Raw genomic sequence first — 22,784 nt, 5'->3', positions numbered from 1 at the left:
TGCTCCTTAGCCTTTAATCGATCCTTGCAGCCCGCTTACAAAATGACGCTGCATGGCAATGTAAAAAATAATAACGGGAACAAGGGAAATAACAACTCCAGCAGCCATTGTTTTTACATCCGTACCAAACGTTCCGGATAAGTAAGCAAGCCCCAAAGAAATCGGGAACAAACTGTCATCTTTTAATATGATGAGCGGCCACATGAATGAATTCCAAACAGAAATAAATGCAAAAACACTTAAAGCGGCAAGCGTTGGCCTTGTTAATGGCAGTATGATACTCCACCACACACGAAAAGGACCACAGCCATCAATAATCGCTGCTTCCTCAATTTCTTTGGGAATGGCCAAATAGGACTGCCTCATTAAAAAGATAGAAAAACCTCCTACTAGACCTGGTAAAATAAGTCCCCACCATGAATCTACCAATCCCAGCTTTTCCACAATGATATACAAGGGTACCAATTTCCCTTCTTCAGGGAGAAACATCGTTGCAATAATGGCATAAAAGATAAAATTTCTTCCCGGGAAATTCATTCGGGCCAAAGGATAGGCTGTTAACGCCGTTAAAAAAATGTGGGCAGGAACCATGATGATGATTAAAAGAAATGAATTTAACAGATAACGCGGAAAAGGAATAGCCGTCCACGCTTCAATAAAATGGTCAAAAACAGCGGGTTTTGGAATAAAACTTGGCGGAAAACTGAAAACATCCTGGCTGTTCGACTTGAATGCAGTAGATAAAAGCCATAAAAATGGTCCTATGAAGATGCAGGCTACCCCAATTAACAGCAAATACAAGAGAGCAAGTTTACTAACTTTCTTCCAATTTGTTTTTTGTCTATTCATCATTGTATGGATTGCCCCCCTCTTGAAAGCTTGTAATTGATGATGGTCAGGACCATAAGGATCAGCCACAATACCATTCCCATAGCAGTAGCGTAGCCCATATCAAATTCAACAAACGCTTTTTGATAGATATAAAGCGGTAGAGACATTGTACTGTCCAGCGGGCCTCCACCTGTCATTACGTAGATGCTCGTAAACATTTGAACCGTTCCGAGTGTGGCCATAACAACTGTGACAGCAAAAACAGGCCGCAGCTGGGGCAAGTATACATGCCAGAGGATGCGGATTCTTGAAGCTCCATCAATTCTTGCTGCTTCAATCAAGTCTTTGGAAACTGTCTGCAAACCGGCTAAATATATCAGCATATAAAAGCCCGCCGCCTTCCAAGCTTCCAGCATAGAAACCGCCGGAAGTGCTGTATTTTTATTCAACAGCCAATTTATGTCTGCATGATCCCATCCTATTCCATGAAGGGCTGCATTAATTAAACCGGTTGGATGATATAAATATTTCCACACGATGGCTACAGCCACCATCGCTGTTACAACAGGGAGATAATAAATAACACGGAAGAGAGTGATTCCTTTAATCGAACGGTTTACAAGTATGGCAAGAAATAAAGGGAGGATGACCAGCATAGGAACGGTTATAACAAAGTATTTCATGGAGTTGCCCAGTGCAATCCAAAATTTTTCGTCATCCATCATCATTTTGTAGTTTTGAAGCCCCGTCCATTCAGCAGGAGATAAAATATGATATTCGGTAAAAGAATAATAGAAAGCGTTCAGAGTCGGCACATATTCAAAAACGAGGAGGAGCACAATTGCCGGCAGCAGGAATACATAAGGAACATAGTTGAATTTTTTCTTTTTCTTTTGTTTAACGGAAACTTTGACCGTTTGGTGGATATTTGTTTCTACTTGGTGGACGGCCATTTTACCACTCCTTTCAATCAAACAGTAGCAGCGGACGGGAAACCCTCCGCTGCTCTTTTTAGGTACTAAACGTTATTTTTGATTCTTTAGTGCTTGATTCCAATAGTCTACCGATTTATCCAGTGCTTCTTTTGCAGATTGTTCACCCATCAAGGCAGCTCGGATTTGTTCAGTAAAATAGTCTCTTAACTTTTCCTCATCTTTGATCCCTAAAATATTAACCTTTAAATGCGGAGCTGTTTCCACCATAATTTTCCTTGCTTCATCATGAATGGTCTTCCCCTTTGATTCTTTAAAAAACGGGTCTTCCAATGTTTCAGTAGTCGATGGGAATATAGGAACAAGTTTGGCAAAATCCAATTGATTCTTTGCGTTAGTAACAAAAAGAGCAAACTTAGCGGCTTCTTTCGGATGCTCTGATTTCTTCGGTACGACAAAGGTTTGAATGGCTTTAACAGCTACGGTTCCATCTCCTCCGGTTACAGGTTTTGTCACTTTAATCTTCTTAATTTCATTAGGAGCATTTTTTTCCAGATTGAGTAAGGTGGCTGCTACGGACTGCCCAGCCTGTGCCTGCTGCTTATTTTCATAGGTTTGCTGAAGCTGACGGTCATCCTTCGTTACCGCCCCGGGAGCAATTGCTCCATTCTTGTAGCCGTCTACAAACATTTGTACAAATTTCACGTGTTCGTCTGAATTAAATACCGCTTTTGTATGATCATCATTAAGGATGGGAAGCCCTTGGCTCACAAAAACTTCAATACCCGGCAAGTCATTGGAACCAAATACTTTTGGAAGTTTCTTATGAATCATTTTTCCGTTTTCCAAGCTTTCTTCCCATGTTTTTGGTGGATTGTTGGGATCTAATCCTGCCTTTTTATACACTTCTGTATTAATGGTGCCAATTGGAGGTCCGCCATAGTACCACGGAAGCCCTTGAAGTTCATCCTGGAATGTTAAGCTGTCAATCAATCCAGGAATATACGCATTCAATTCATCTTTGGAGATAAGTTTATTAAGCGGGGACAGAACATTGTACTGCTGAATCATGGAGATATCACTGCTGGCCAGATTGACCACATCCGGCACTTTCCTGCTTTGTAAGGATGTCAAAAACTTTTTGGACGCATCGGCACCCGGAACATCTACCCATTTAATCTTGATATTTGGATTGGCCTTCTCGTAATCATTGATCATGCCCTGAATATAATCATTAAAATTCTTCTTTAAATTAATCGTCCAAAATTCAAGTTCCACCTTTTCTCCGTTTTTGCTGTCACTTGATGCTTTTTCCTCGTTTGAACAAGCTAACAAGGGAATAAATGCAAGTAGAAAGACCAAAAATAGAAACGCCAGTTTTTTCCTTTTCACGTAAGCCCCTCCCCAACTTTCAAATTTGATTTACCCAGGTTTATGAAAGCATTTTTGTAAAGGTTTTCATAAACTTGACTTCATTATAATGACCACTTTATTTAAAGACAAGTCTTTTAACTGTCTTTAAATGCATGATTTTTCAATATTTACAAAGGATTAGCAGAAACAATCCGCTGATATTTAATTTCCTTCCCTACCCCTTTCTTTGAGTCACGGGAAAATGAATCATAAAATAGCTTTTCCTCCTCCATTTCATCCAGAGTGTCAATCCGTCCATCAATAAAAGACATAAGCCGATCCCGTACCGTCTCTATCCTTGCCAGCAGTCCGCCATAACGAATATCAAGGATTTCCCATCCAAATGGTTTGTTATTTGAAAACCATTGTCTTCGATGGATCATACGAAGATCCTTAACGGCTTCTTCTAAAAGGTTCAATTCCTTTATAGCTATTTCCTTTAGTTCTTCCTTCCTGTTTCCATGGTAAAATTCACTTATTTTTAATCCTAATTCACTCTTAATGCTTAGTACCGTACACAGCTTCATCATGAACGAATAAAGAGATTTCCATGGAGAAGATGTCCCCAAATATCTTTGCAGTTCGTCTTTAATGTTTTGAAAATGCTGTGAAAATCCGAGGCCTTCTATATTTTTATCGAACAATCCGAGTAAAATATCCTGCCACAGCAGGTACTTTGCAGGACTGTCGGGAATCAGGGCATGTATGTTAGCTTGAGGATGCACATCTAACTTTCCCATCGTTAAGAATGCCTCATAGTTTCCACCCGTGCAGAATTCAAACCGCTTTTTCAGCTTGTGTTCGTCAACAATGCTGTTATACCCATGTTCCGCAAATAACTGCAAACCTAAAAGGGCAAAAAAGAAATTGCTTTCCGCGCCATTATCACCCCACAATGTCGCAAAAACCTCTCTCACGCCTTTTCTTTTGCATACAGCCAAGGCAGGATTGCTTGTATGAAACGTCTTTTCATAATGAATCGTAGGACCATGCCAGGTCCAGATTCCTCCTGCAAAAATCGGGAGACTTCCGAAAGCAGCATGTTTGTCAATATACTGCTCATAAAAGCCTTCTTCCTCATTGTAATAATCCCAATACACCATTTGTACTTGTTTAGAGACTTGTTTTGTCTCTTCTTCAGGGATTTCAATATTTAAATCATAATAGGCATCCGCTTCAGACCATACTCGAAAGTACATATCACTCCAAATCATGGGACGCAATTTATACTTTTTCAGGATTTCTTCGACCAGCTTTAAATGTTGAGTCATTAAGGAATAACGGTTTTTTTTCCCTTGCTGGTCAAGGTAGTTTCCCCTGCCTAGTCCATGTGCTTCGTCCATTCCAATATGGATTCGCTTACTTCTAAAAGGAGATGAAGCTGATACAATCATTTTTTCTATGAACTCATATGTGTTTTGATTCCCGACCAGCAAGACGTCTTCCGTGTCTCTGATCGCTGAAGTGTGAGACCATTTTAAATACGTTGATAAATGGGCTAACGTCTGTATGCAGGGAATCACTTCGATTCCTAAAGAGTAGGCGTAATCATCGATTTCTTGAAGCTCCTCATTACTATATCGTCCGCGCATATAGCCAAAATACGGATCACCATCAATCGTATACGTGTCTTCTGTATACAGCATCATGACATTTAAGCCCATAATGGCCATATAACGCAGAAAAGTTTTGGCCGTCTCGGTTTTCATGACAGCGTTTCGGGAACAGTCAAACATTGCCCCATTCATATCAAAATAGGGCTGTTCTGTTATGTGGAACGTTTCTTTTTCACGCGTTGCTTCCACAAATAATCCCATCGCCCGGAAAAAATGTATTTTATCGTGGTAACCAATCAAACCTTGGCCATTTTCCAGCTGAACGTCTAGATGCGAGTTTGAAGATTTTACTACATGAATGGGAAGTCCATCTTCACATATCTCAATGCCAAGCAGTGGAGCAATTTTTTCAATTCCTTCTTGCAATGTCTCCAACTCACCCAGAAATGACACTTTCATTGTCATCCTCCTCCCATGACGGGAAGATGCGACTGAGCGACTTTTTTAACGGCCTTTGCCGCATCATAAATCCCTTCTTCATCTCCCAGCAGCACGGTTTGGGTGATCCACAAAACCTGCTGGTCACCCATTCGTTCAGCAACGGGACAAGTCTGTATCCTTCTTTCTCCTGTCCATTCCTCAATTGAATTCTGTATGGCGTCGTATTTCGTAAGAGACGTATATCCGCTTGCACAGGGAATTCCTTCTGCAAAAAGCCGTTTCATGAACTCAGCTTTATGAAAAGACCTGGCGAACTCTTCTTCCAGATAAAACATATAGAGGTGATAACCGTTACGGGTCACCCGTAAATCGTCTCTAAACAATTGTATCCCGTCAATGTCTTTGAGCAACTGATCCAAAAGAATCGCATTGCGATTGCGCCGTTCCACCTGTTCTTCAAGCCTCTGCATCTGTCCGAGCAATACTGCTGCCTGAAATTCCGTAAGACGCAGATTCCATCCTATCGTGTCGTGCTGGTACCAAGCACCGTCACGGCTCCTTCCTACGTTGCACAAAGACCATGCCTTGTCAGCTAGAGTACGGTCGTTTGAAACGATCATTCCTCCTTCACCAGCTGTTAAATTTTTGCTTGATTGAAAACTGAACGTGCCAATATCGCCAATGGCTCCTACTCCTTTTCCTTTCCATTGAGATCCTACCGCCTGGGCTGCATCCTCAATCAATGCAATCCCATGTTTCCTCGCGACAGCGCTTAACCGGTCCAAATCTGCTACCGTCCCTCCGATATGAACCGCAATAATGGCTTTTGTCCGTGGGGTGATGGCTTCCTCCACCTTCTCTGGGTCGAGAAGCATAGTATCTTCTTCTACATCCACGAACACAGGTATCGCTCCAAACATTAACGGGGCCGTTGCTGTAGCTATAAAAGTATAAGGGGGCATGATTACTTCATCGTATGGCTTTACTCCCGCTGCTTGCAAAGCAACGGTGATAGCAACGGTTCCATTTACAACACTGACGCCGTAACCAGCATCTTGAAAACTTGCAAACTTGTTCTCGAAAATAGGAAGTTTTGCTTCATAACCTGCTAGATTTGCTCCTCCTGAACCTCCCCATTTTCCTGAGTCTATCACTTCGTACAGCAGCCGTTTTTCTTCCTCTTCACTAATGGGCCAGATGGGATAGGGTTTGTTCCTGACGGGAACGCCTCCATGTATGGCGAGCTTATCCATGTGATTCTCCTTTCTGTAACGTGCCGGCAACTTTTTGTTTTTGGTAAAAACGCGCTACTTTCTGAATGGCCGCAATCATTGCTTCGATATCTGTCATTGTATAAAACTCATTGACAGGAAGCCGTATGGCGGTTTTCAGTATGTTTTCAGCTTCAGGGCACAATACCCCTTCATAGGCAGCACCAGTCACGTCAAAAGGAAAGGTACTGTTTTGATAAGCTGAACGCTTTTGAAATAATCCGCTTTTGTAGACCACTTCAGGAATATAGCCTGCTGATGCGGGAATTCCTTCTTCTTTCAAGGCAGCAGCAAATTCATCCCTAGTGCAATGAAATTTGGAAGGTTCAATACGGAACATATAGAACCAATAGGTGCAAACATTGCCAGCATCTACTTTATGTGGATGAATACCATCTAGCTCTTGAATTCCTGCTGTAATCTTGTTTCCATATGCTGTTCGGATGGAGCAAATCCCAGGAAGCTTTTTCAGCTGTGCGATTCCAACGGCTCCTTGTAGTTCCGTCATTCTGTAGTTGGGAGCAAGGTAAGAAAGATCTCTATTTACAATGCCACCCAGTCTTAAATAATTCTTGTCAGCAAAAGCATGAGTCAATTTATAATCCTGCTCATCAGCAGAATTTACGGTTACCATACCGCCATCACCTGTGCTGATATGCTTAAAATCATTTGTGCTGAAACAGCCATAATTACCAATGGTACCTGCCAGCCTTCCTTTGTACGAAGCAAGATAGCTCTGTGCACAGTCTTCAATCACTTTTAACCGGTACTTTTTTGCAAGAGCCATGATCTCATTCATATCTGCAGGATTGCCTGCTAAATGAACGACTAAAATCGCTTTTGTCCTGGTTGTTATGCCCGCTTCAATGGATTTTGGGTCCATATTATACGTGTGAGGATTTAGATCAGCAAAAACAGGGATGGCATTTTGATAAAGAATTCCAATTAAAGTCCCTTGATCGGTGATGGGGCTCGTTATGACTTCATCGCCTACAGTAATCCCAGCTGCACCCAGTGCTGTATGGATAGCTGCAGTACCAGATGAAACTGCCACACTGTAGGAAATCCCGTACATTTCATTAAACGTCTTGAGAAACGTTTTTACTTTTTCTCCTGTATGATAAAAGAGCGTATTTTGTTCAAGAGCCTCCAGTAATTCCTTAGCCTCTTCTATTCCAAACCTTTTGCCTGTTCCAAACGGAGTATCCTTCACTTTCCTGCCGCCGTGAACAGCCAGTTTTTCACTCATGGAACTTCGTCTCCTTCCCAGGAAGCACCATTTCTTCAGTTCCTGCTTCCACTTTCTGCTTTTTGCAGTAAACTCCGAATCGTTCGATATAAGTACCACTGTTTTCTTTTTGTTTTACCGGAATGCAAATGACTGCACCTAAGCATCCGTCCGTATATTCCACTTCTCCTTCTGGCATTATTCCTTGAATCTTCATCCTGGTACGGCGCCTTACCCACTCGTTGATCTGGTCTCCGGTCCAAAAATGGTAACCCATCTCTTTTGCCTGACGCACCACTTGTTTCAGTGCCTCCTTCACCGCTGGTTCCCTGTGAAGATGGATCTGATGAAATAAAAAGTGGGCAACTCCTCGCACCTCCTTCGCCTTTGTTAAAAACGGCTCGATGATGGACGTATCTGCTAATCTTGATAAATCCACGTCCTGTGTTAAAAATCCTATTTCTAATACATCATAGATACGGTTTTGTTTATCTGCCCATGCAATAGGAAAATAGGGGTGGCATGTGCCAAACAAAAAGCCAACATTCCCTTTTTTACTAGGTCCTCTCGTTTGATCCGACTGGATGCCGATACTTTCACACCATTCAAATAGTTCTCCCCAGTTTTGAAAAATTGTGTAATGGTTCTTATTGGAGATAATTGTCTCTACACTGCTCACTATATGGAGCCAGTGTAACTGTCTTTCCATTTCCAAGTTACTCCAAGAACCACCGTCCTCTTTCCTGGCATTGTAGTGAAGTGCAATTTCATGGCCTTTCTGACGGATAACAGGATATATAGCAGGGCTGTATCCCGGCTCCATCATGCACCAGGTGCTATGAATATCACATTCTTCTAAAATAGCTAGAGTGGTATACGCAGATTCATCGTCATTTACATCACTATCATGAGAGACCATGGCTAACTGCTCTATGCCATCTGGCCAATAATCAAGAAAAGGCAGTGTCAATCCCTGATCAAGGACGGTTTTCATCAAATGAGAAATCATAGCTTCTTTCCATAAATCAGCATAAGGAACAGAAAAATATGGCTGGCCAGTAGAGGTTCGCAAACGATCCATCTCCCAATCCATTGCAAACCCATCGTCTGCCTTTAACAGCCCATCATCTAAATTAGCCGTGCCATCCGGAGCTGGCGGCCCATCTTTTGTCACAGGTTCTCTTCCCTGCTGCATCCCGACAATGGCTCCAATGATATCCACCGTCCAGCGATGAAGGATGCCTTTTCCTATGTCCCATTTCTCAAGCAAGGCGCCAGTACTTCGTCCTTCTCTAGAACCTGATTTGATTTCTCCGGACTTTTGGCAATGAAACAGAGAGGGTGATGCAGTCCAAGGAAATGCGTGAAAAAAACGTAAAAATTGCTGATTGTAAACGCCATAACCACCATCTATTAGGTACTCTTTCAAGCCCATGCGTCGGGCAAACTCCCCAAATGTGCCAAAGGAAATAACAGAGCCTCCCGAGTGGATGTAATCCCATAGATCCTCTGTCTCCTCAAGCTTTAGTGGCGGCAATGCCAGCACAACAATGTCAAAGTGATGTAGTTGTTTTGTTTCTTCTATTGGTGTGAATGGGATTCCCGCATACTGAAATAAAGAACTACAATAACATTCAAAAACGTTTTCGCCTCTTCCCCAATTATGGATGGCGCGTTCTTTATCCAGGTAAACACCTACCCTTGCCATCCTCAATGGCGGGCCATCCTTTCCCCGAGCTGAACCGTTTTACCCGTTTGCCGGCTTTCATTCGCCGCTTCGATAAAGCGGATTAATTCCATGGATTCTTCCATGCCAACCGGAGGTTCTCCGGTTAAAAACATTTTCATTACTTCTTCAAGCAAGCTCGCGTAATGCGGCTTTGTACCTTTTTGGCAATCCACAAATGCTGTACCTGAACTTCGGTGGACCAAAGCGCCAAATTGATTATTTCCTGTACGATTTCCTCTAACCGTTCCTATTCTTCCATCTGCCCACTTGCCAACGATGACATCGTGATCATGATTTACGGTGCAGCTTACCTGTTCGCACCCGGCTCCCATGACGGTAAACAGCATCTCTACCGAATGAATCCCATACCAAAAAAGGCCGGGCAACGGAGGTTCAATTTTCATGGGACCGTATGTATCTGCCCCGATGATCGAGCCTTTTTCCATGGCGGCTTGCTGAAGTTCTTCAGAAAATCTCAAGGATGAGCTGCTGCTGACTGGCACGTTGTACTGCTGTGCCAGCTCAAAAATCTGACGGGCATCAGCAGACGTACAGGCTAAAGGTTTATCAATATAAATCGGTTTTCCATAAGGAACAATTCTTTTAAATTGTTCAAGGTGGACTCTTCCGTCTACCGAAGTTAATAAAATTGCATCTGTTTGTTCCGCTACTTCTTCTGGACTCCCGGTCATTTTCACATTGTAGTTTTCTTCCAGCTGCCGTGTAATCGATCCTACCCGCGAAATGCTTAGTTCAAAATCCGGCGAGCCCCCCGGATAAGCAGCCACAATCTTACCCCCCTTGATATAATGAGGATTTTTCTCATTATTTAAAAGATCGGTAAAAGCTGGACAGTGAGTGGTATCAAGACCAATCATTCCAATTTTCAGCATTTTGATGATGTAGACCTCCTTCCGAAATTTTCTGAATAATCAATCTCATTATAAGGGCAAAGTTTATTTAAAGACAAGTCTATAAAAAGTCTTTTTTTCTTAATTTCCTTCAGCTATAATAAATTCAACATGTCTGATTTTTGGAGGTAAGTAAATCGTATGGCGTCTCATTCTCCGGAGGAAACGGAAAACGGTGTTGCTATTGGTGTGGTCGGCCCTTCAGCTTTAATTGAAAAAGCCCGTGAAGCGCTGCACTCTTTTCCATCTTTCATACCACTTTTGCGCAGTTATGAAGAAGAAAGTGAAGTGATGGATCTTACAAAAGACTTACTAGCGAACGTAGAGGTATTGCTTTTCCTCGAATATCACTTGTTCAGGAAGGTAAAAGAACAGCTTCATTTTCATATTCCCGTCCATTACGTACCCCTTATGGGAACAGGTTTGTATCGTTCTTTGTTTCGAAGTAAAAGCCTTTATGGTTTAAGGATGCTGACCATCGATTCGGTTCCTAACCAGTATGTGAATCAAATTTTAACTGAGCTTAACGAAAAGAACACAGTCCTGCATATATTTGAAGGAAGTCCGTTGGCTACGACGGAAGAAATGGTGAATTTTCATTTATCACATTTTGACAACAGGCCAGGCTCTTCCGTGTTGACAGGTATTGAAGCTGTTTCCGAAAAACTTACCGCTCTCGGAATACCAAATGAATGGGTCACCCCTACCCATCAGGATTTAATCGTATCGTTGGAGCGGGCGTTATTAGCCACCCGTACAAGGAGAAACAAAGAATCTCAAATTGTCGTTGGTTTAGTAAACATTGATCAGTTTCGCAAGATGGTGGACAGCTATCCATCAGAACATGAGGTTCAAAAGCTGAAACTTGATTTACACCGGCTGCTGCTCGATTACGTGAAACTTCTCGACGGCCACTTAACAAGCCTCGGCGGAGGAGAATATTTATTTTTCACTACAAGAGGCATCTTTGAAAGAGAAACAAGAGGTTATAAATATTTGCCTGTCCTGGATGAGGCTGATAAACTGTTGGGCATTTCCTTAAGTGTTGGAATCGGTTTTGGCCGAACAGCCACCGATGCGGGAAACCATGCGAGAGTGGCACTCCGACAGTGCAAGGAATTTGGCGGAAAAGCCTGCTATATCGTCAGGGAGGATCTCAGTGTGATCGGGCCAGTAGAAATTACCCATCCGATGATCTATGACCTTTCCATAACGGATGACAAACTTCTTGAGGAAGCGGAAAAGGCTGGAATGTCGGCTGCTTATATGAGCAAATTGATGGCACAAGTCGCCCGGTACAAAAAAGCTAACTACACTGCTCAGGAACTCGCTTCCATCCTCGGTATTACTATCCGAAGTTCCCACCGAATCCTTGGACAATGGATAGATGCAGGTTTGGTAGACGTGGTGGGAGAGGAAAAAATCTCATCAAAAGGCCGTCCCCGCCAAATTTACCGGCTGTCTTTTGTTGCCGACCATTTAAAAAAAATAAGAGAAGCAGTGGAATAGACTCTATTCCACTGCATAGTTTTGAAGCTTTTCACTACTAACCTTACAGCCTATCCCGTACCGATCACCAAGGTATACGGTTCCTTCTTCACGTACAGGCCCCTCCGAAACAGGATCATCTGCAAGAAAAAAAGGTCCATTTAAATCTACTGGTGCTGATATTTGCAAGTAATTAAAAAGATGGGCACTCGCTGCCAGACCAAGTGTAGATTCGGTCAAGCCCCCTCCGAGTAAAGCCAGCCCCGCTTCCTTTGCGATTTCCCCGCAAATTTTTGCACGGTACAAACCCGCCATTTTGGTCAGCTTAATGACAGCCGTATCACATGCTTCCATCCGAATCGCCTGTATTAGATCACCTGAACTCCAAATGCTTTCATCAAGTGCAATAGGAATGTGCACTTTCCTTCGTATTTCCGCGTGTCCTAAGAGATTATTTGCACTAAGCGGCTGTTCGAATACATCCACTCCTAATTTCTCAAGTTTCCTTGCAACATAGATGGCTTGTGCCACAGTATAGCCCTGGTTCGCATCAACCCGGAAAAATAGGCCGGGAGCAGCTTCCCTTACCGCTTCTGCCAAATGGATATCGTGATCAGGATCAAATCCGATCTTTACATCCAGCCCCTTGTACCCTTTTCTGTTAGCTTCTGTTGCTTTTTGAACCGCTTCATTCACGTCTCTTGTACTAATAAGATAAGACAGGCTGATCGTTGAATTCGTTGAACCCATCCATAATTCTCCAATGGTTTTTTTATTCCTTTGTCCGATTAAATCATGAAGCGCTGTATCGATCGCAGCTTTGGCAATCGGTTGGCCAACAGTCAATCCACTCTTAATTTCCTGGTTCATCACTTGGTGCACATAAGAAATGTCGTCAATCCTTTTCCCTATGAGAGCCGGAATGAAATAGGTGTTGATGGTGGTGGTAACTGATTCGATCGTTTCATAGCTCCATCGATGGCTTGGCCGTGCCTCCCCCCACCCGCTTATTCCATCCTTATCCGTAATTTTTACATAAACATGTGGAGCACCTGCTTGCATATCACCTACTGAACCACCTGAAATCCTAAAGTCCTGAAGCATGGGTAATGTTAAAGGAAAAACTTCTATTTTAGAAATAAACATCTTAAAGCTCCTTTCTTGAAGCATGACTAACTTCCTAATTTTTTCCTAAACTATTAATAGACATTTTATAGACGTGTCTTTTTTTGATAACGTTAAGCTACAGAGAAAGCTACAAGAAAATTGCCTGAAAAAGGAGGATTACTATGAAAAGAAAAATGGGTGTGATCGTACTCTTGTCTTCTATCTTGATGTACAGCCTGCTGACAGGTTGGGCTCCTCTTCCAAGAGCGGCGGCTCAGACCGACGGACAACCCGGTGAGATTTTAGCTGATTATGCTGGTGTTGTCAGGGAAACAACCCCTCGCTCTGATGGGATTTACCACATTGATACCCCGAGATCCATTCAAAAACTGAAAGAACTTCATATCAATACGTACTACTACCTCGTTTGGCATGAGAAAACGGATTGGGACGATTTAAAGAATGAGTTTTTGCCTGCAGCCCGTGATGCCAATATCAATATTGTTGTCTATCTCGTACCTCCCTCTGAATCTACCGGCGTTCGAAAATCTTATCCTTACACCACCGATTACATTGCATGGTCAAAAGCTATCGCCCAACTCTCCCTTGACTTCCCTAATCTTATTGGATGGGCCATCGATGATTTCAACCACAACCTGTCTACTTATACACCTCAATATATGGCACAAATGAAACAAACTTCTGAGGCCATTAACCCAAAACTCATGTTTACTCCGCAAATGTATACCGACTCCTTGAACGAAAGCTTTTTACAAACCAGAGGTGCTTATATTGATGGCGTCATATTGGCTTTCAGAGATGGAATCTATCGAAATACGCAAGTCTATGAATCTGCTCAACAGCAAATTGATACCGCTTACAACCTATTAAGTTCCTATGACCTTCCGCTTTATTGGATGCTGTATGCTTCACAGCTTTCCCTTACCCCTGCGAACCCTTCAGCAAACTACGTAAGAGAAGTCGTGCAAATTGCCTTGGATAACATGAAAACAGGCAAAATTAAAGGGGTCACTACGTATGTTCTTAAAAAGAACTTTGAACCTGAACCAATAGACGACAAGGCCTTTAATGATACTGGGTATCTTAACTTTTTTGTTGGAGCAGGTGCACCTACCACAGCCGGAGATTATGAGGAAGCTTCACAGAAAATCCGTGTGGACCGAAAATCTGATCAATATTCGTTAACATTCCAGACAATGGATCATGGCCCCAATGCGATGGGTTACCATAAAAAACAATTGCTGATCGATAGCCAGATGGTGTGGGAACAGGACACAGCCGAAATTCTGACGGATTTGCAGTGGAATACCATTCACGTGGATCTTACTCCGTATTTAAGCGGCAAGAAGAATGCCCGGCTCTCCTTTCGTTTTTATGAAGCCCGCCCTGTCAACAATTTCTGGACTTATGCTGGTTTTGATGGTCTGCAGCCAGAAGGATTTTCTGTAGAGAATGGTGATTTTGCAGATAATAGCTCCTGGGCATTTTCCTCTATCTCTGCCGCCATTATTGGTGAGATTATGCATTACGACGAAAATAGAGCCGAAAGAGCCTATGAACAAACAAAAAGATCCTATTTAACCTATGAGTTGTATCACTCTATCTATACTGCAGATCTTAAGCCAGAAACAAAGACCGATTTAGCAGAAAAAGCTGAGATGGTAATGGATGAATACTTTTCCGAAAATAATCAAAAAGCGATCATTAAGCTTCGTCAGCTAAAAAACAAAATACGGATTAAAAGCGGACGGGAGATTTCCCTGGAAATGGCAGAGAAATGGGAATCAATATGTGACGAACTGCTAACCTACTATGAAAGCGAGATGTGAAGAATGTCCCTCTGGAATTTTCCAGAGGGTTTATTTCTTATAAATGCTTATTGACGAACTCAAGGGTTTTATCGATATGTTCTTGGCTTCCTGGAGCATTGTGTGTCGAGAAAGGATAAACCTCTATTGATTTTTCGGAAGTTATGTGATTATACACGCCAAAAATCGTTTTCGGAGGGCACACCGCATCCTTTAACGCGACAGATAATCTGACTTTGCTTTTAATATTTGAAGCGAAATTAAGATTGTCAAAATAAGTTAGGTTTTCAAAAACCTTTTCCGTGTATTGGGGATACCTTGCTAAATAATTCTCGATAAATACGAGAGAGCCTTCTGTTTTTAATTGAATCGCCAGCTCCAAATCACACATATTCGGAACGTCTGCCACTACCAATTGCGGCCGAGGATCCAGAGCAGCCACAGCTAAAGCAATCCCCCCTCCCAAACTTGACCCTATTAAACAGATTTTTTGTGGATTTACCTCTGGACGCGTTAAACAATAATCAATGGCCCGTTTAGAGTCCAGATAGACTTTATAATAGTAGTATTCTTTCTTGTTCATAAGCCCCTGTGTTGCCCAGCTGCCTAGTGTTCCCGAACTATAACAGGAATCATCCCCCGTCTCTCCCATTCCCCTGCAATCCACTGCCAATACAGCATAGTCCTGAATCAGCCACTGCATATACTGGGAAATGGATCCTTTGCTGCTGTTGTATCCGTGAAAAAAGATAAGGCATTTAAGATTCCGTTCCAGTCTTTTTGGTTTTAGAAAAATCCCCTTTATCAGAGATCCGTATGCTCCGCTATAAGCAACCTTTTCACATTGGATTTGTTTAATGGGATATTCCATCATTTCTGCCTGTTCATTTAACTCAATACACTCCAGCTCTTTCAGTGCCTGTGACCAAAAAGAATGAAAATCATGTCTTGCCGATAGAAGTGGTTTGTAGGCACTGTATTCTTCAATTGCTTCACAAACTTGCCTCATATCATCATTCCCTTCTTCGGTAGAATGGAACAAAATTAATAGATTTTAGCTATTCAGAAGAATAGAAACCGCTGCTCCTTTCGCTGGAGAATAGAACTCTTTTGAAAAAACAATCTTCGTCTGAGCAAAAGCGTCGGAAAGAGTACGTTGCTTTGCGGAAGAAATCGTCTTCTCCTGAAATTCATAAATTTGGTTATAAGGTGCTTCTATAACGATTTCTTGAGGATTTAGCAAATGAATCACCTGCACCAGAGCACGGCCCAAATAATTTCCGTATTCTTCTATCTCTTGGTGTACCCTGTGGTCTTGCTTAGCTAACTTTGTAAGATCCATGTCATTTTTATCTGAAGGAGTATAAGAGAGGCTTTGAAGAAATTCCCGAAAAGCTTCCATACTGATTATTTTTTCAAGGCAACCCTTCTGGCCGCACTTGCATATTGGACCATGTGAAGCCACAGATAGATGGCCAATTTCACCGGCTGTCCAGCTGTTGCCATTCATTACTTGATTGTCTGCCACATAGGCTCCTCCGATCCCCTCGCCAATCCTTATATAAAAGAAACTAGATCGCAATTTTGGTTTGACCGTTTCTTTTCCTCTTTCCGCTGCAATTTTCACATTGTTAAAAACCTCGACAGGCACTTTAACCTCGGTGCTAAGAATTTTTTTTAAATCCACATCCTTCCAATTCAAATTTGCCGATTGGTATACATACCCTCTTGTCGGGTCAACAATGCCAGGTATGGCAATCCCAATCCCTTTTGCCTTCTGAAATCTGCTTGCTAAGTTTTTTGAGAGGTTGATCACTTCATCCAAGACGGATTGGCTTTTTATGGATACTGACCCCTCCTCTAGTTCATTTAATTGAAAATCCAATACGATATATGAGATGTTGTCTTGCTGAACCATTAATCCGATGGTTTGCAGCGCATCTGGCCTTAAGCGCAGCAAAACTTTTGGTCTTCCTGCTCCAATCGGTTCTTTTATTCCCGACTCAGCAATCATGTTTTGTTTCAGCAATTGTTCAACGATAAGAGACACTGTATTTTTGCTTACCTTTAACGCTTGGGCAATCTCCTTTCTTGAACATGGTTCATGTGTCCGAATATAGTCCAAAATATTTTTTTGATTGATTTCCCGTAACAGAGCAGTACCTTTTACCGGCATTTTATATTCTCCTGTCCTTTTCCGTACTTCTTTATAGCTTTTTAATCTTTCCTTTAAACCGATCGATAAATTGGGCATTCCATTCATCCCCTCCTGAGGCGTTTCCACTCATCCAAATGGGCGGCTGAATGCCTTCAGCCACAAGCAAAGCGATCGCTTCAGCTGTCATGGCATTCAACAGATAGGCATTCGCAAATGTAGAAATAGCGGCTACTTTTTGCTCCAATCCGCTGATTTGCAATATCGCATCGCCTACTCCAACCTTGCTGTCCAAAACGACATCCACCAATTCATGCAAGTTTTGCTTGGAAGGGTGACGGGCAGGGTGGTCAGCAGGAGTACTTGATGCATGCTCCACAGAGGTTACACCAATTGTTTTTACACCTCGCCGTTTGGCTTCCAAGGCCGCATCGATGGTCGCTGCATTAATGCCATAAGCATTAACGATGATCAGAAGATCGTCTTTCACAAGTCCATAGTCTTCGATCACAATTTTTCCATAACCCGGTGTCCGCTCGATCGCCATCGAACGAAGAGCTCCTCCACTTAGAAGCGTTCCTTCATCCAGCATAGCACTGATGTGCATAAGACCACCGGCACGAAAAAACAGCTCCTGTGAACCTAAATTGGAGTGGCCGCCAGGACCATAAGCGAAAACAAGTTTATCCTGCTTCACTTGTTGTGCCACCAACTTCGCAGCCTCTGTAATAGCATGCTGCTCTTCTTTGTGTATTTTTTCCAAGTGACGGATAATCCCCTGCAAATATTCAGTCATTAACGGTGTTTTCATGAAAATAAGCCTCCCTATTCATATATACAGAAACTCCATTTTTGTACGTTTCGGTTATGGTTAATTCATTCTTTTCTGATTGGTGAAGCAATAGAAAATCTGCTGGTGCACCTTCACAGATGCCTTTCTGTTGCGGCAAATTCATCACCGTGGAAGGATGGATTGAGGCCAGGTCCACAGCAAGAGATAAGCTGCACAGTCCCCGCCTGATCAAATGGTTAATCCCCCATGACTGCGTTTGAGCTGACCCTGCCAAAAGATCGGCATTATCATTCATATATAGCCTTCCGCTCTTATCCAGTACAACATCACCGCCAATATGAAGATGATAAGATCCTTCAGGCATTCCGGCTAATGAGACGCAATCACTGACCAGAATGGCCAGCTTTCCTTTCATCCTCAGGATGACCTTTATGACTGAATCGGGGAGATGAAATCCATCAGCAATCATGCAGGCGGCAAGCTCATCGCTTGCCAGCTGTTCCCAAAGGTAGTTAGGATGCCTCTTTAACATGACATGAGCACCATTTCCTAAATGGGTAGACATCTTCGCTCCCGCCTCAATCGCGTTTTGGATGTTTTCAGGGGTGGCAGATGTATGGCCTATGGAAACGAGAACACCATGATTTGTACATTTTTTTATAAACGATGCGGACCCAGGCCATTCAGGTGATACGGTGAGGATGGAAATCCGTCCCCCAGAAGCTTCTTGCCACATCTGAAATTCAGTCCAGTCAGGAGCTTTAACGAATTGTTCAGCATGAGCTCCCCGAGGTCCATCCTGAGGAGATAAGTACGGCCCCTCTAAATGAATGCCCGGAATGGCTTGATTGACCGTTTTGTTTGTTACTGAGGCTTTTTGGAATACGGACAACGAGTTTATTATGTTTTCCGGGTGATTGGTGATGATCGTAGGATAAAATGTAGTTACTCCCTGGCTCCATAAATGTCGAACGGTAGATTCGATAGAAGCAGGTGTGAGCGTTGCGTCATTATAATCAATTCCTCTATACCCATTGACTTGTAGATCAACAAAACCCGGTGCTATGATCGGTAGTTCTTTTCGCTGTTCATCCTCTTCAATAGAAAGAAACACTCCATCTTCAAAACTCACTTTTACTGCTTTGCCAGTTTTATAGTGAATCGCAGAAACTTGTTTCACTTAACAGCCACCGCCAAATGAATCTTGATCTAGATATAAGGTACAATTTTTGTGTTTTCGAAGAACGGAAGCAGGACAATCTTGTGTAATTGTTCCATGAAGCACCGATTGTACAGCATGTGCTTTTGTCTTGCCTGGCACCACACAGTACAGGAATTCAGCTGAAACCAATGCAGGTATCGTTAATGTAAGCGCCTCTTTTGGCACCTCATCGAGAGAAGAGAAACAGCCATCATTCACTTGCTGTCGCCGGGATGCCTCGTCTAATGTCACCACTTTCATTGTTTTTGGATCATGAAAATCTGCAACTGGAGGATCGTTGAAGGCAATATGGCCGTTCTCACCGATACCCAAACAAACAATATCAACAGGTTTTTCTTTGATTAGTTTTGTGTAACGATCACATTCTTCTTCTGCTCCATTCGTCGTTTGAATAAGATGGACTTCTCTTGGATGAACTCGATCATATAACTTATCTTTTAAAAAGGATCCAAAGCTTTTAGAAGATCCGGATGGCAAATCCATATATTCATCCATATGGAAAACTGTAATCCGGCTCCAGTCAATGCTGTTATCTGCTGCAAGATTATCCAGCAATTCGTTTTGAGAAGGAGCCGATGCAAAAACCATCCGTAGATTTTCCTGAATCGAGAGAAGTTCCTTAATCTTGCTGCTAACATCACTTGCTGCTTGCTGTCCCATCTCTTTTCTCGTTTCAAATACCTTTACATTTAAACGGTCTGCTCTACTCGTTAATGGATAAACCGTCATATTCCTCCCTCTCTTTCTTCTGGATAAGGTTATCTATTGCTTCTAATATTCTGTTTTCAACCGTTCGTGAAAACGGGGATGGAAGCGCAAAATAATAAATGGAGTCCTTTGCTTCATAGCCTCCTTCAATCAGTTGGGCTGCTGTTGAAACATAACCAATCATCCCATTGCTGTACGGAAGGGGTATGATTCGTCCTCCATACTTTTCTTTCAATTTCAGACCATATTCTGTAACCATTTCGGCGTTCATGGATAGAAAGGACAGATCTTCACAAAACGTCATCAAACGGAGCTTTAAAGGTACCCCCGCCTCAAAGACCGATACACGCTCTTTCATAATGGTGCACCATTCCAGCATCAAAAGGTCTTCAGAATAAGCTGCTGGTTCATAATGCTCGTCAGAAAGTAATTGCTCAAAGTCCAAGGACAAAACGGTGGTTGAAGTATGTACTTTTGCAGATATTACGTCCTTCCAATGGCTTTCATTAAAACAATCCAATACGGTGCTTGCTAATCGTGAACCAAGTCGTTTTACATCCTCTTCTTCTCCCCTGTAAAAGGCATCACCTTTAATAAGGGCCGGCCGGATGTCACCGCAGCACCCCTGTAAATAACCAGCTATACATCCATTGCCTATTTTCATTTCTACGATCTCAAGCGCAGTTCCAGGAAATTCGGAAGATACATGGTTATTTCCAGTTGTAGTCGGATGGCATGCATAATGAATCAACAAAGCTTTTGTCTTTTGGCAGCGGGTTTCAAAGCGAACGAGTATGACTTCATTGTCTACTAAACCATCAGGATTAGGGGCCATGATGATCTCACCGTTTACTGCCTTTCTGCGGTTAATCCCTATATCAGAGGAAGTAGCTCCTTTTTTTACCGTCACTTCTTCCGCATTTTGTTTTGCAGACTCAATCGCAAGAAGAAGTTGTTTCTCCAAAAAATCAATATAGGAGTTACTGTAAATCCCCAGATAGGAAGTAAACAATCTGCTTGTTTGCGGACCGGAATGATTGTGTGTCGCGTGAAAAATAATGGACTCTGCGGGGATAGAAAATTGTTCAGCGATTTTCTTTTCAAGTTGAGAAACTAGATCTGACCCCCACCAAATTAAATCAGCAATAATTAACAACGAAGGGTTCTTATTTGTTTCTTCAAAGAAACAAAAAACACGGACATACAGCTTCGATTTAATTTCTGTGAAAGGGTCTTTACGATGTGCAAAACCAGCCAAATGAACTGGCTGAAAAGGAGTAATATCCTGTTTGGACGTTCCTAACCATATACTCATTTGTTTTCCGCCCTTTTTGTTCATAATTAATCATAGTCTATGACTAAATATTCATCTAAAAAATACCACCTTAATCAATGAAAGTCAATTAATATTTTGAAAATTTTAATTATTTAATAATAATGTTGGAAAGCAGCTATCTAAATAGGAATACGGCATCATTCCTGTTTCGGAATCATGCCGCACAAAGAGCGGTTATTAACTTTTCCTTCTGCTCCCATCAATTTGTTCATTTAGTATTCTTAATTTATTTAACGACATTCCGAAGTTCCCCGCCTTTCCCTAAGTATTGTAAAGTTGAAATGACCAGGATATATTAAACCCTGCGTTCTGTTCATATCCCGGTCCAGTTTATGGAGTAACGAAAAAAGCCCAAGTTCTCAATCTTAATGTTGAAATTGGGCTTTTTAATATTAGTTTTTTATTGTTATTGGTACATGATACATCTGTCTTAAGAAGCAAAGCAGTTGGTTTAATTACTGATTCCAATCTTCCATAGTTCAGTTGGAGTTCCATTTTGGGAAGTATTGGTGATGCTAAAGTCATTATCATTCATCACAGCTAAGGAATGGTCGTTGGTCATGGTTAAACCTTCAAGTTTTTCAAACGGATAGCCTAGTTTTAGCATATCAACCACTAAACGTTGTTTTGGAAAAGCGATACCGGCTTTCTCCATTTCATCCACCGTCATTTGTTCTAAGCTTTTTGTTGTTCCGGTCGGGCTATTATATTTACCTTGTATATTTGTAGCTTCCGTAAGATCGATTTGATAAATTTTTTTCACTTGAGATTCACTTCCTCCAAAGCTGTCCCTTTCATCGACAAGGAGAGTATGGTCATCCTTCGCATATAGATCAGAAACATAAATGTTCGATTGTTTCAAATCATTATATTGTTTTTCGTCATCTGTTAAATAAACATATTCTCCAGCCACTTTTAATGTTTCCAGGTTGATTTTAAGAATCCTGAGTGTCCGCGAACGGTTACTAGTATCTTCATCAGGATTTCCAAGCGGTCTTTGCGTAAGAGCGAACATCCATTTTCCATCAGGGGAAATGGTAACTCCCTCAAACCCTTTATTAGAAATTCGTTTAGAAAATACAGCAGGTAAACTATCCTTTACTGGAATGTTCGGAGCATTTTCATATTGTTTGGACATGCCTGATGGAAGAAGTCGCTGTAAAATCGTACCGTCCCGCTTTACTTGTACAAGACTCGGACGATATTCGTCGCTGAGCCAAAATGTATCATCTTTCGGACTGTATGCGAGTCCTTCTGTGTCCAGGCCATAAGGGTCATAAGGCAATTGTTTTTCTCCTTTTTCATCATAGGGCGTTTCATCAAGTCCCGGCAGATTGGATACACCGGAAATGTAGTTATTACCGGTAATCTCGTCTGTGCCTTTTGGCAATTTTAGCTTGATCGTTTTAAGGATTTCCACTTCACCGTTGGATACTTTGATTTTATAAATCCTCGGTGTATACGTCGGCACGGGGAAGGTGCGTCTTTTTTCACCATTTACGACCACTTCTCCATTTGGCCCCCGGTCAGCTGTCGTATAAAAAATAGTATCGGGATCCCCTGGAAGATGAGTGAGTGAAGAACCCATGCCTGCTTTTATCCCATTTCCTACATCAGGAGGATTTTTTACTAAAAACCGTTCTTTGACAACGGGATTTGAATTGCTTACCTGAGTGGAAGAAGTCGCTGCCTCGGTCACTGCATCGTGAGTATATGCGAATGCGGCTGAAAAAAAGTTAAAAGTAAAAATACCTGTTAAAACTATTTTTTTGTTCATGTCGTCTATGACCCCCCGTAATTGTAAAAAAGTTTAATCACACAACGGAAGTATATC

The 22,784-nt window shown here is 42.1% G+C and carries 18 protein-coding genes; 2 read left to right on the top strand and 16 right to left on the bottom strand.

All coding sequences use genetic code 11. The annotated features are described in order from the left end of the window. Positions 1-6 precede the first annotated feature (6 nt). The 8 genes from OKX00_RS11130 to OKX00_RS11095 form a co-directional block, all read right to left on the bottom strand. On the bottom strand, positions 7-852 hold the full coding sequence (locus tag OKX00_RS11130) for a carbohydrate ABC transporter permease (RefSeq protein ID WP_265410408.1): 846 nt from the start codon (positions 850-852) through the stop codon (positions 7-9). Then, positions 849-1,784 carry a carbohydrate ABC transporter permease gene (locus tag OKX00_RS11125; RefSeq protein WP_265410407.1) on the bottom strand — a complete coding sequence of 312 codons (936 nt, stop codon included), beginning with the start codon at positions 1,782-1,784 and terminating at the stop codon, positions 849-851. Before OKX00_RS11125 ends, OKX00_RS11130 begins: the two co-directional genes overlap by 4 nt. 72 nt (positions 1,785-1,856) lie before the next feature. Beyond that, positions 1,857-3,155, bottom strand: coding sequence for an ABC transporter substrate-binding protein (locus OKX00_RS11120; RefSeq protein WP_265410406.1), 1,299 nt, complete (start codon positions 3,153-3,155; stop codon positions 1,857-1,859). 149 nt (positions 3,156-3,304) lie between these two features. Further along, positions 3,305-5,191, bottom strand: a complete 1,887-nt coding sequence (locus OKX00_RS11115; protein WP_265410405.1) for a beta-N-acetylhexosaminidase — start codon at positions 5,189-5,191, stop codon at positions 3,305-3,307. A 2-nt stretch (positions 5,192-5,193) separates the two neighbouring features. Then, positions 5,194-6,426, bottom strand: coding sequence for a DegT/DnrJ/EryC1/StrS family aminotransferase (locus OKX00_RS11110; protein WP_265410404.1), 1,233 nt, complete (start codon positions 6,424-6,426; stop codon positions 5,194-5,196). After that, complete coding sequence (locus OKX00_RS11105; RefSeq protein WP_265410403.1) at positions 6,419-7,693, bottom strand: DegT/DnrJ/EryC1/StrS family aminotransferase; 1,275 nt, start codon at positions 7,691-7,693, stop codon at positions 6,419-6,421. Before OKX00_RS11105 ends, OKX00_RS11110 begins: the two co-directional genes overlap by 8 nt. After that, entirely contained in the window at positions 7,686-9,386 is a 1,701-nt protein-coding gene (locus OKX00_RS11100) for a polysaccharide deacetylase family protein (RefSeq protein ID WP_265410402.1), read from the bottom strand. Before OKX00_RS11100 ends, OKX00_RS11105 begins: the two co-directional genes overlap by 8 nt. After that, complete coding sequence (locus tag OKX00_RS11095; protein ID WP_265410401.1) at positions 9,383-10,294, bottom strand: Gfo/Idh/MocA family protein; 912 nt, start codon at positions 10,292-10,294, stop codon at positions 9,383-9,385. Before OKX00_RS11095 ends, OKX00_RS11100 begins: the two co-directional genes overlap by 4 nt. A gap of 159 nt (positions 10,295-10,453) precedes the next feature. Between OKX00_RS11095 and OKX00_RS11090 the strand changes: the two genes are divergently transcribed. Continuing rightward, positions 10,454-11,821 (top strand): GTP cyclohydrolase IIa, encoded by a 1,368-nt coding sequence (locus tag OKX00_RS11090; RefSeq protein ID WP_265410400.1) that lies wholly within the window; start codon positions 10,454-10,456, stop codon positions 11,819-11,821. A 3-nt stretch (positions 11,822-11,824) separates the two neighbouring features. Here OKX00_RS11090 and OKX00_RS11085 read toward each other — a convergent pair whose 3' ends face one another. Next, complete coding sequence (locus tag OKX00_RS11085) at positions 11,825-12,946, bottom strand: mandelate racemase/muconate lactonizing enzyme family protein (RefSeq protein ID WP_265410399.1); 1,122 nt, start codon at positions 12,944-12,946, stop codon at positions 11,825-11,827. 143 nt (positions 12,947-13,089) lie between these two features. Here OKX00_RS11085 and OKX00_RS11080 point away from each other — a divergent pair, with 143 nt between their 5' ends. Continuing rightward, positions 13,090-14,757 carry a hypothetical protein gene (locus tag OKX00_RS11080; RefSeq protein WP_265410398.1) on the top strand — a complete coding sequence of 556 codons (1,668 nt, stop codon included), beginning with the start codon at positions 13,090-13,092 and terminating at the stop codon, positions 14,755-14,757. Between the two features lie 37 nt (positions 14,758-14,794). Here OKX00_RS11080 and OKX00_RS11075 read toward each other — a convergent pair whose 3' ends face one another. The 7 genes from OKX00_RS11075 to OKX00_RS11045 form a co-directional block, all read right to left on the bottom strand. Further along, entirely contained in the window at positions 14,795-15,745 is a 951-nt protein-coding gene (locus OKX00_RS11075; RefSeq protein ID WP_265410397.1) for an acetylxylan esterase, read from the bottom strand. A 45-nt stretch (positions 15,746-15,790) separates the two neighbouring features. Then, positions 15,791-16,990 carry an ROK family transcriptional regulator gene (locus OKX00_RS11070; protein ID WP_265410396.1) on the bottom strand — a complete coding sequence of 400 codons (1,200 nt, stop codon included), beginning with the start codon at positions 16,988-16,990 and terminating at the stop codon, positions 15,791-15,793. Then, complete coding sequence (locus OKX00_RS11065; protein WP_062232420.1) at positions 16,944-17,702, bottom strand: sugar isomerase domain-containing protein; 759 nt, start codon at positions 17,700-17,702, stop codon at positions 16,944-16,946. The genes OKX00_RS11070 and OKX00_RS11065 overlap by 47 nt, the downstream gene beginning before the upstream one ends. Beyond that, positions 17,680-18,864, bottom strand: a complete 1,185-nt coding sequence (locus OKX00_RS11060) for an N-acetylglucosamine-6-phosphate deacetylase (protein ID WP_265410395.1) — start codon at positions 18,862-18,864, stop codon at positions 17,680-17,682. Before OKX00_RS11060 ends, OKX00_RS11065 begins: the two co-directional genes overlap by 23 nt. Continuing rightward, on the bottom strand, positions 18,865-19,635 hold the full coding sequence (locus OKX00_RS11055) for a glucosamine-6-phosphate deaminase (protein WP_265410394.1): 771 nt from the start codon (positions 19,633-19,635) through the stop codon (positions 18,865-18,867). Further along, on the bottom strand, positions 19,610-20,929 hold the full coding sequence (locus OKX00_RS11050) for a neutral/alkaline non-lysosomal ceramidase N-terminal domain-containing protein (RefSeq protein WP_265410393.1): 1,320 nt from the start codon (positions 20,927-20,929) through the stop codon (positions 19,610-19,612). The genes OKX00_RS11055 and OKX00_RS11050 overlap by 26 nt, the downstream gene beginning before the upstream one ends. Positions 20,930-21,401: 472 nt before the next feature. Further along, entirely contained in the window at positions 21,402-22,727 is a 1,326-nt protein-coding gene (locus OKX00_RS11045) for an esterase-like activity of phytase family protein (RefSeq protein WP_265410392.1), read from the bottom strand. Positions 22,728-22,784 lie beyond the last annotated feature (57 nt).

It is taken from the genome of Fictibacillus sp. KU28468 (assembly GCF_026153615.1).
GTDB classification, from domain to species: domain Bacteria; phylum Bacillota; class Bacilli; order Bacillales; family Fictibacillaceae; genus Fictibacillus_C; species Fictibacillus_C marinisediminis.
Note: the sequence above shows the minus strand (reverse complement) of the source record. Positions and strands in the feature narration are given on the sequence as shown.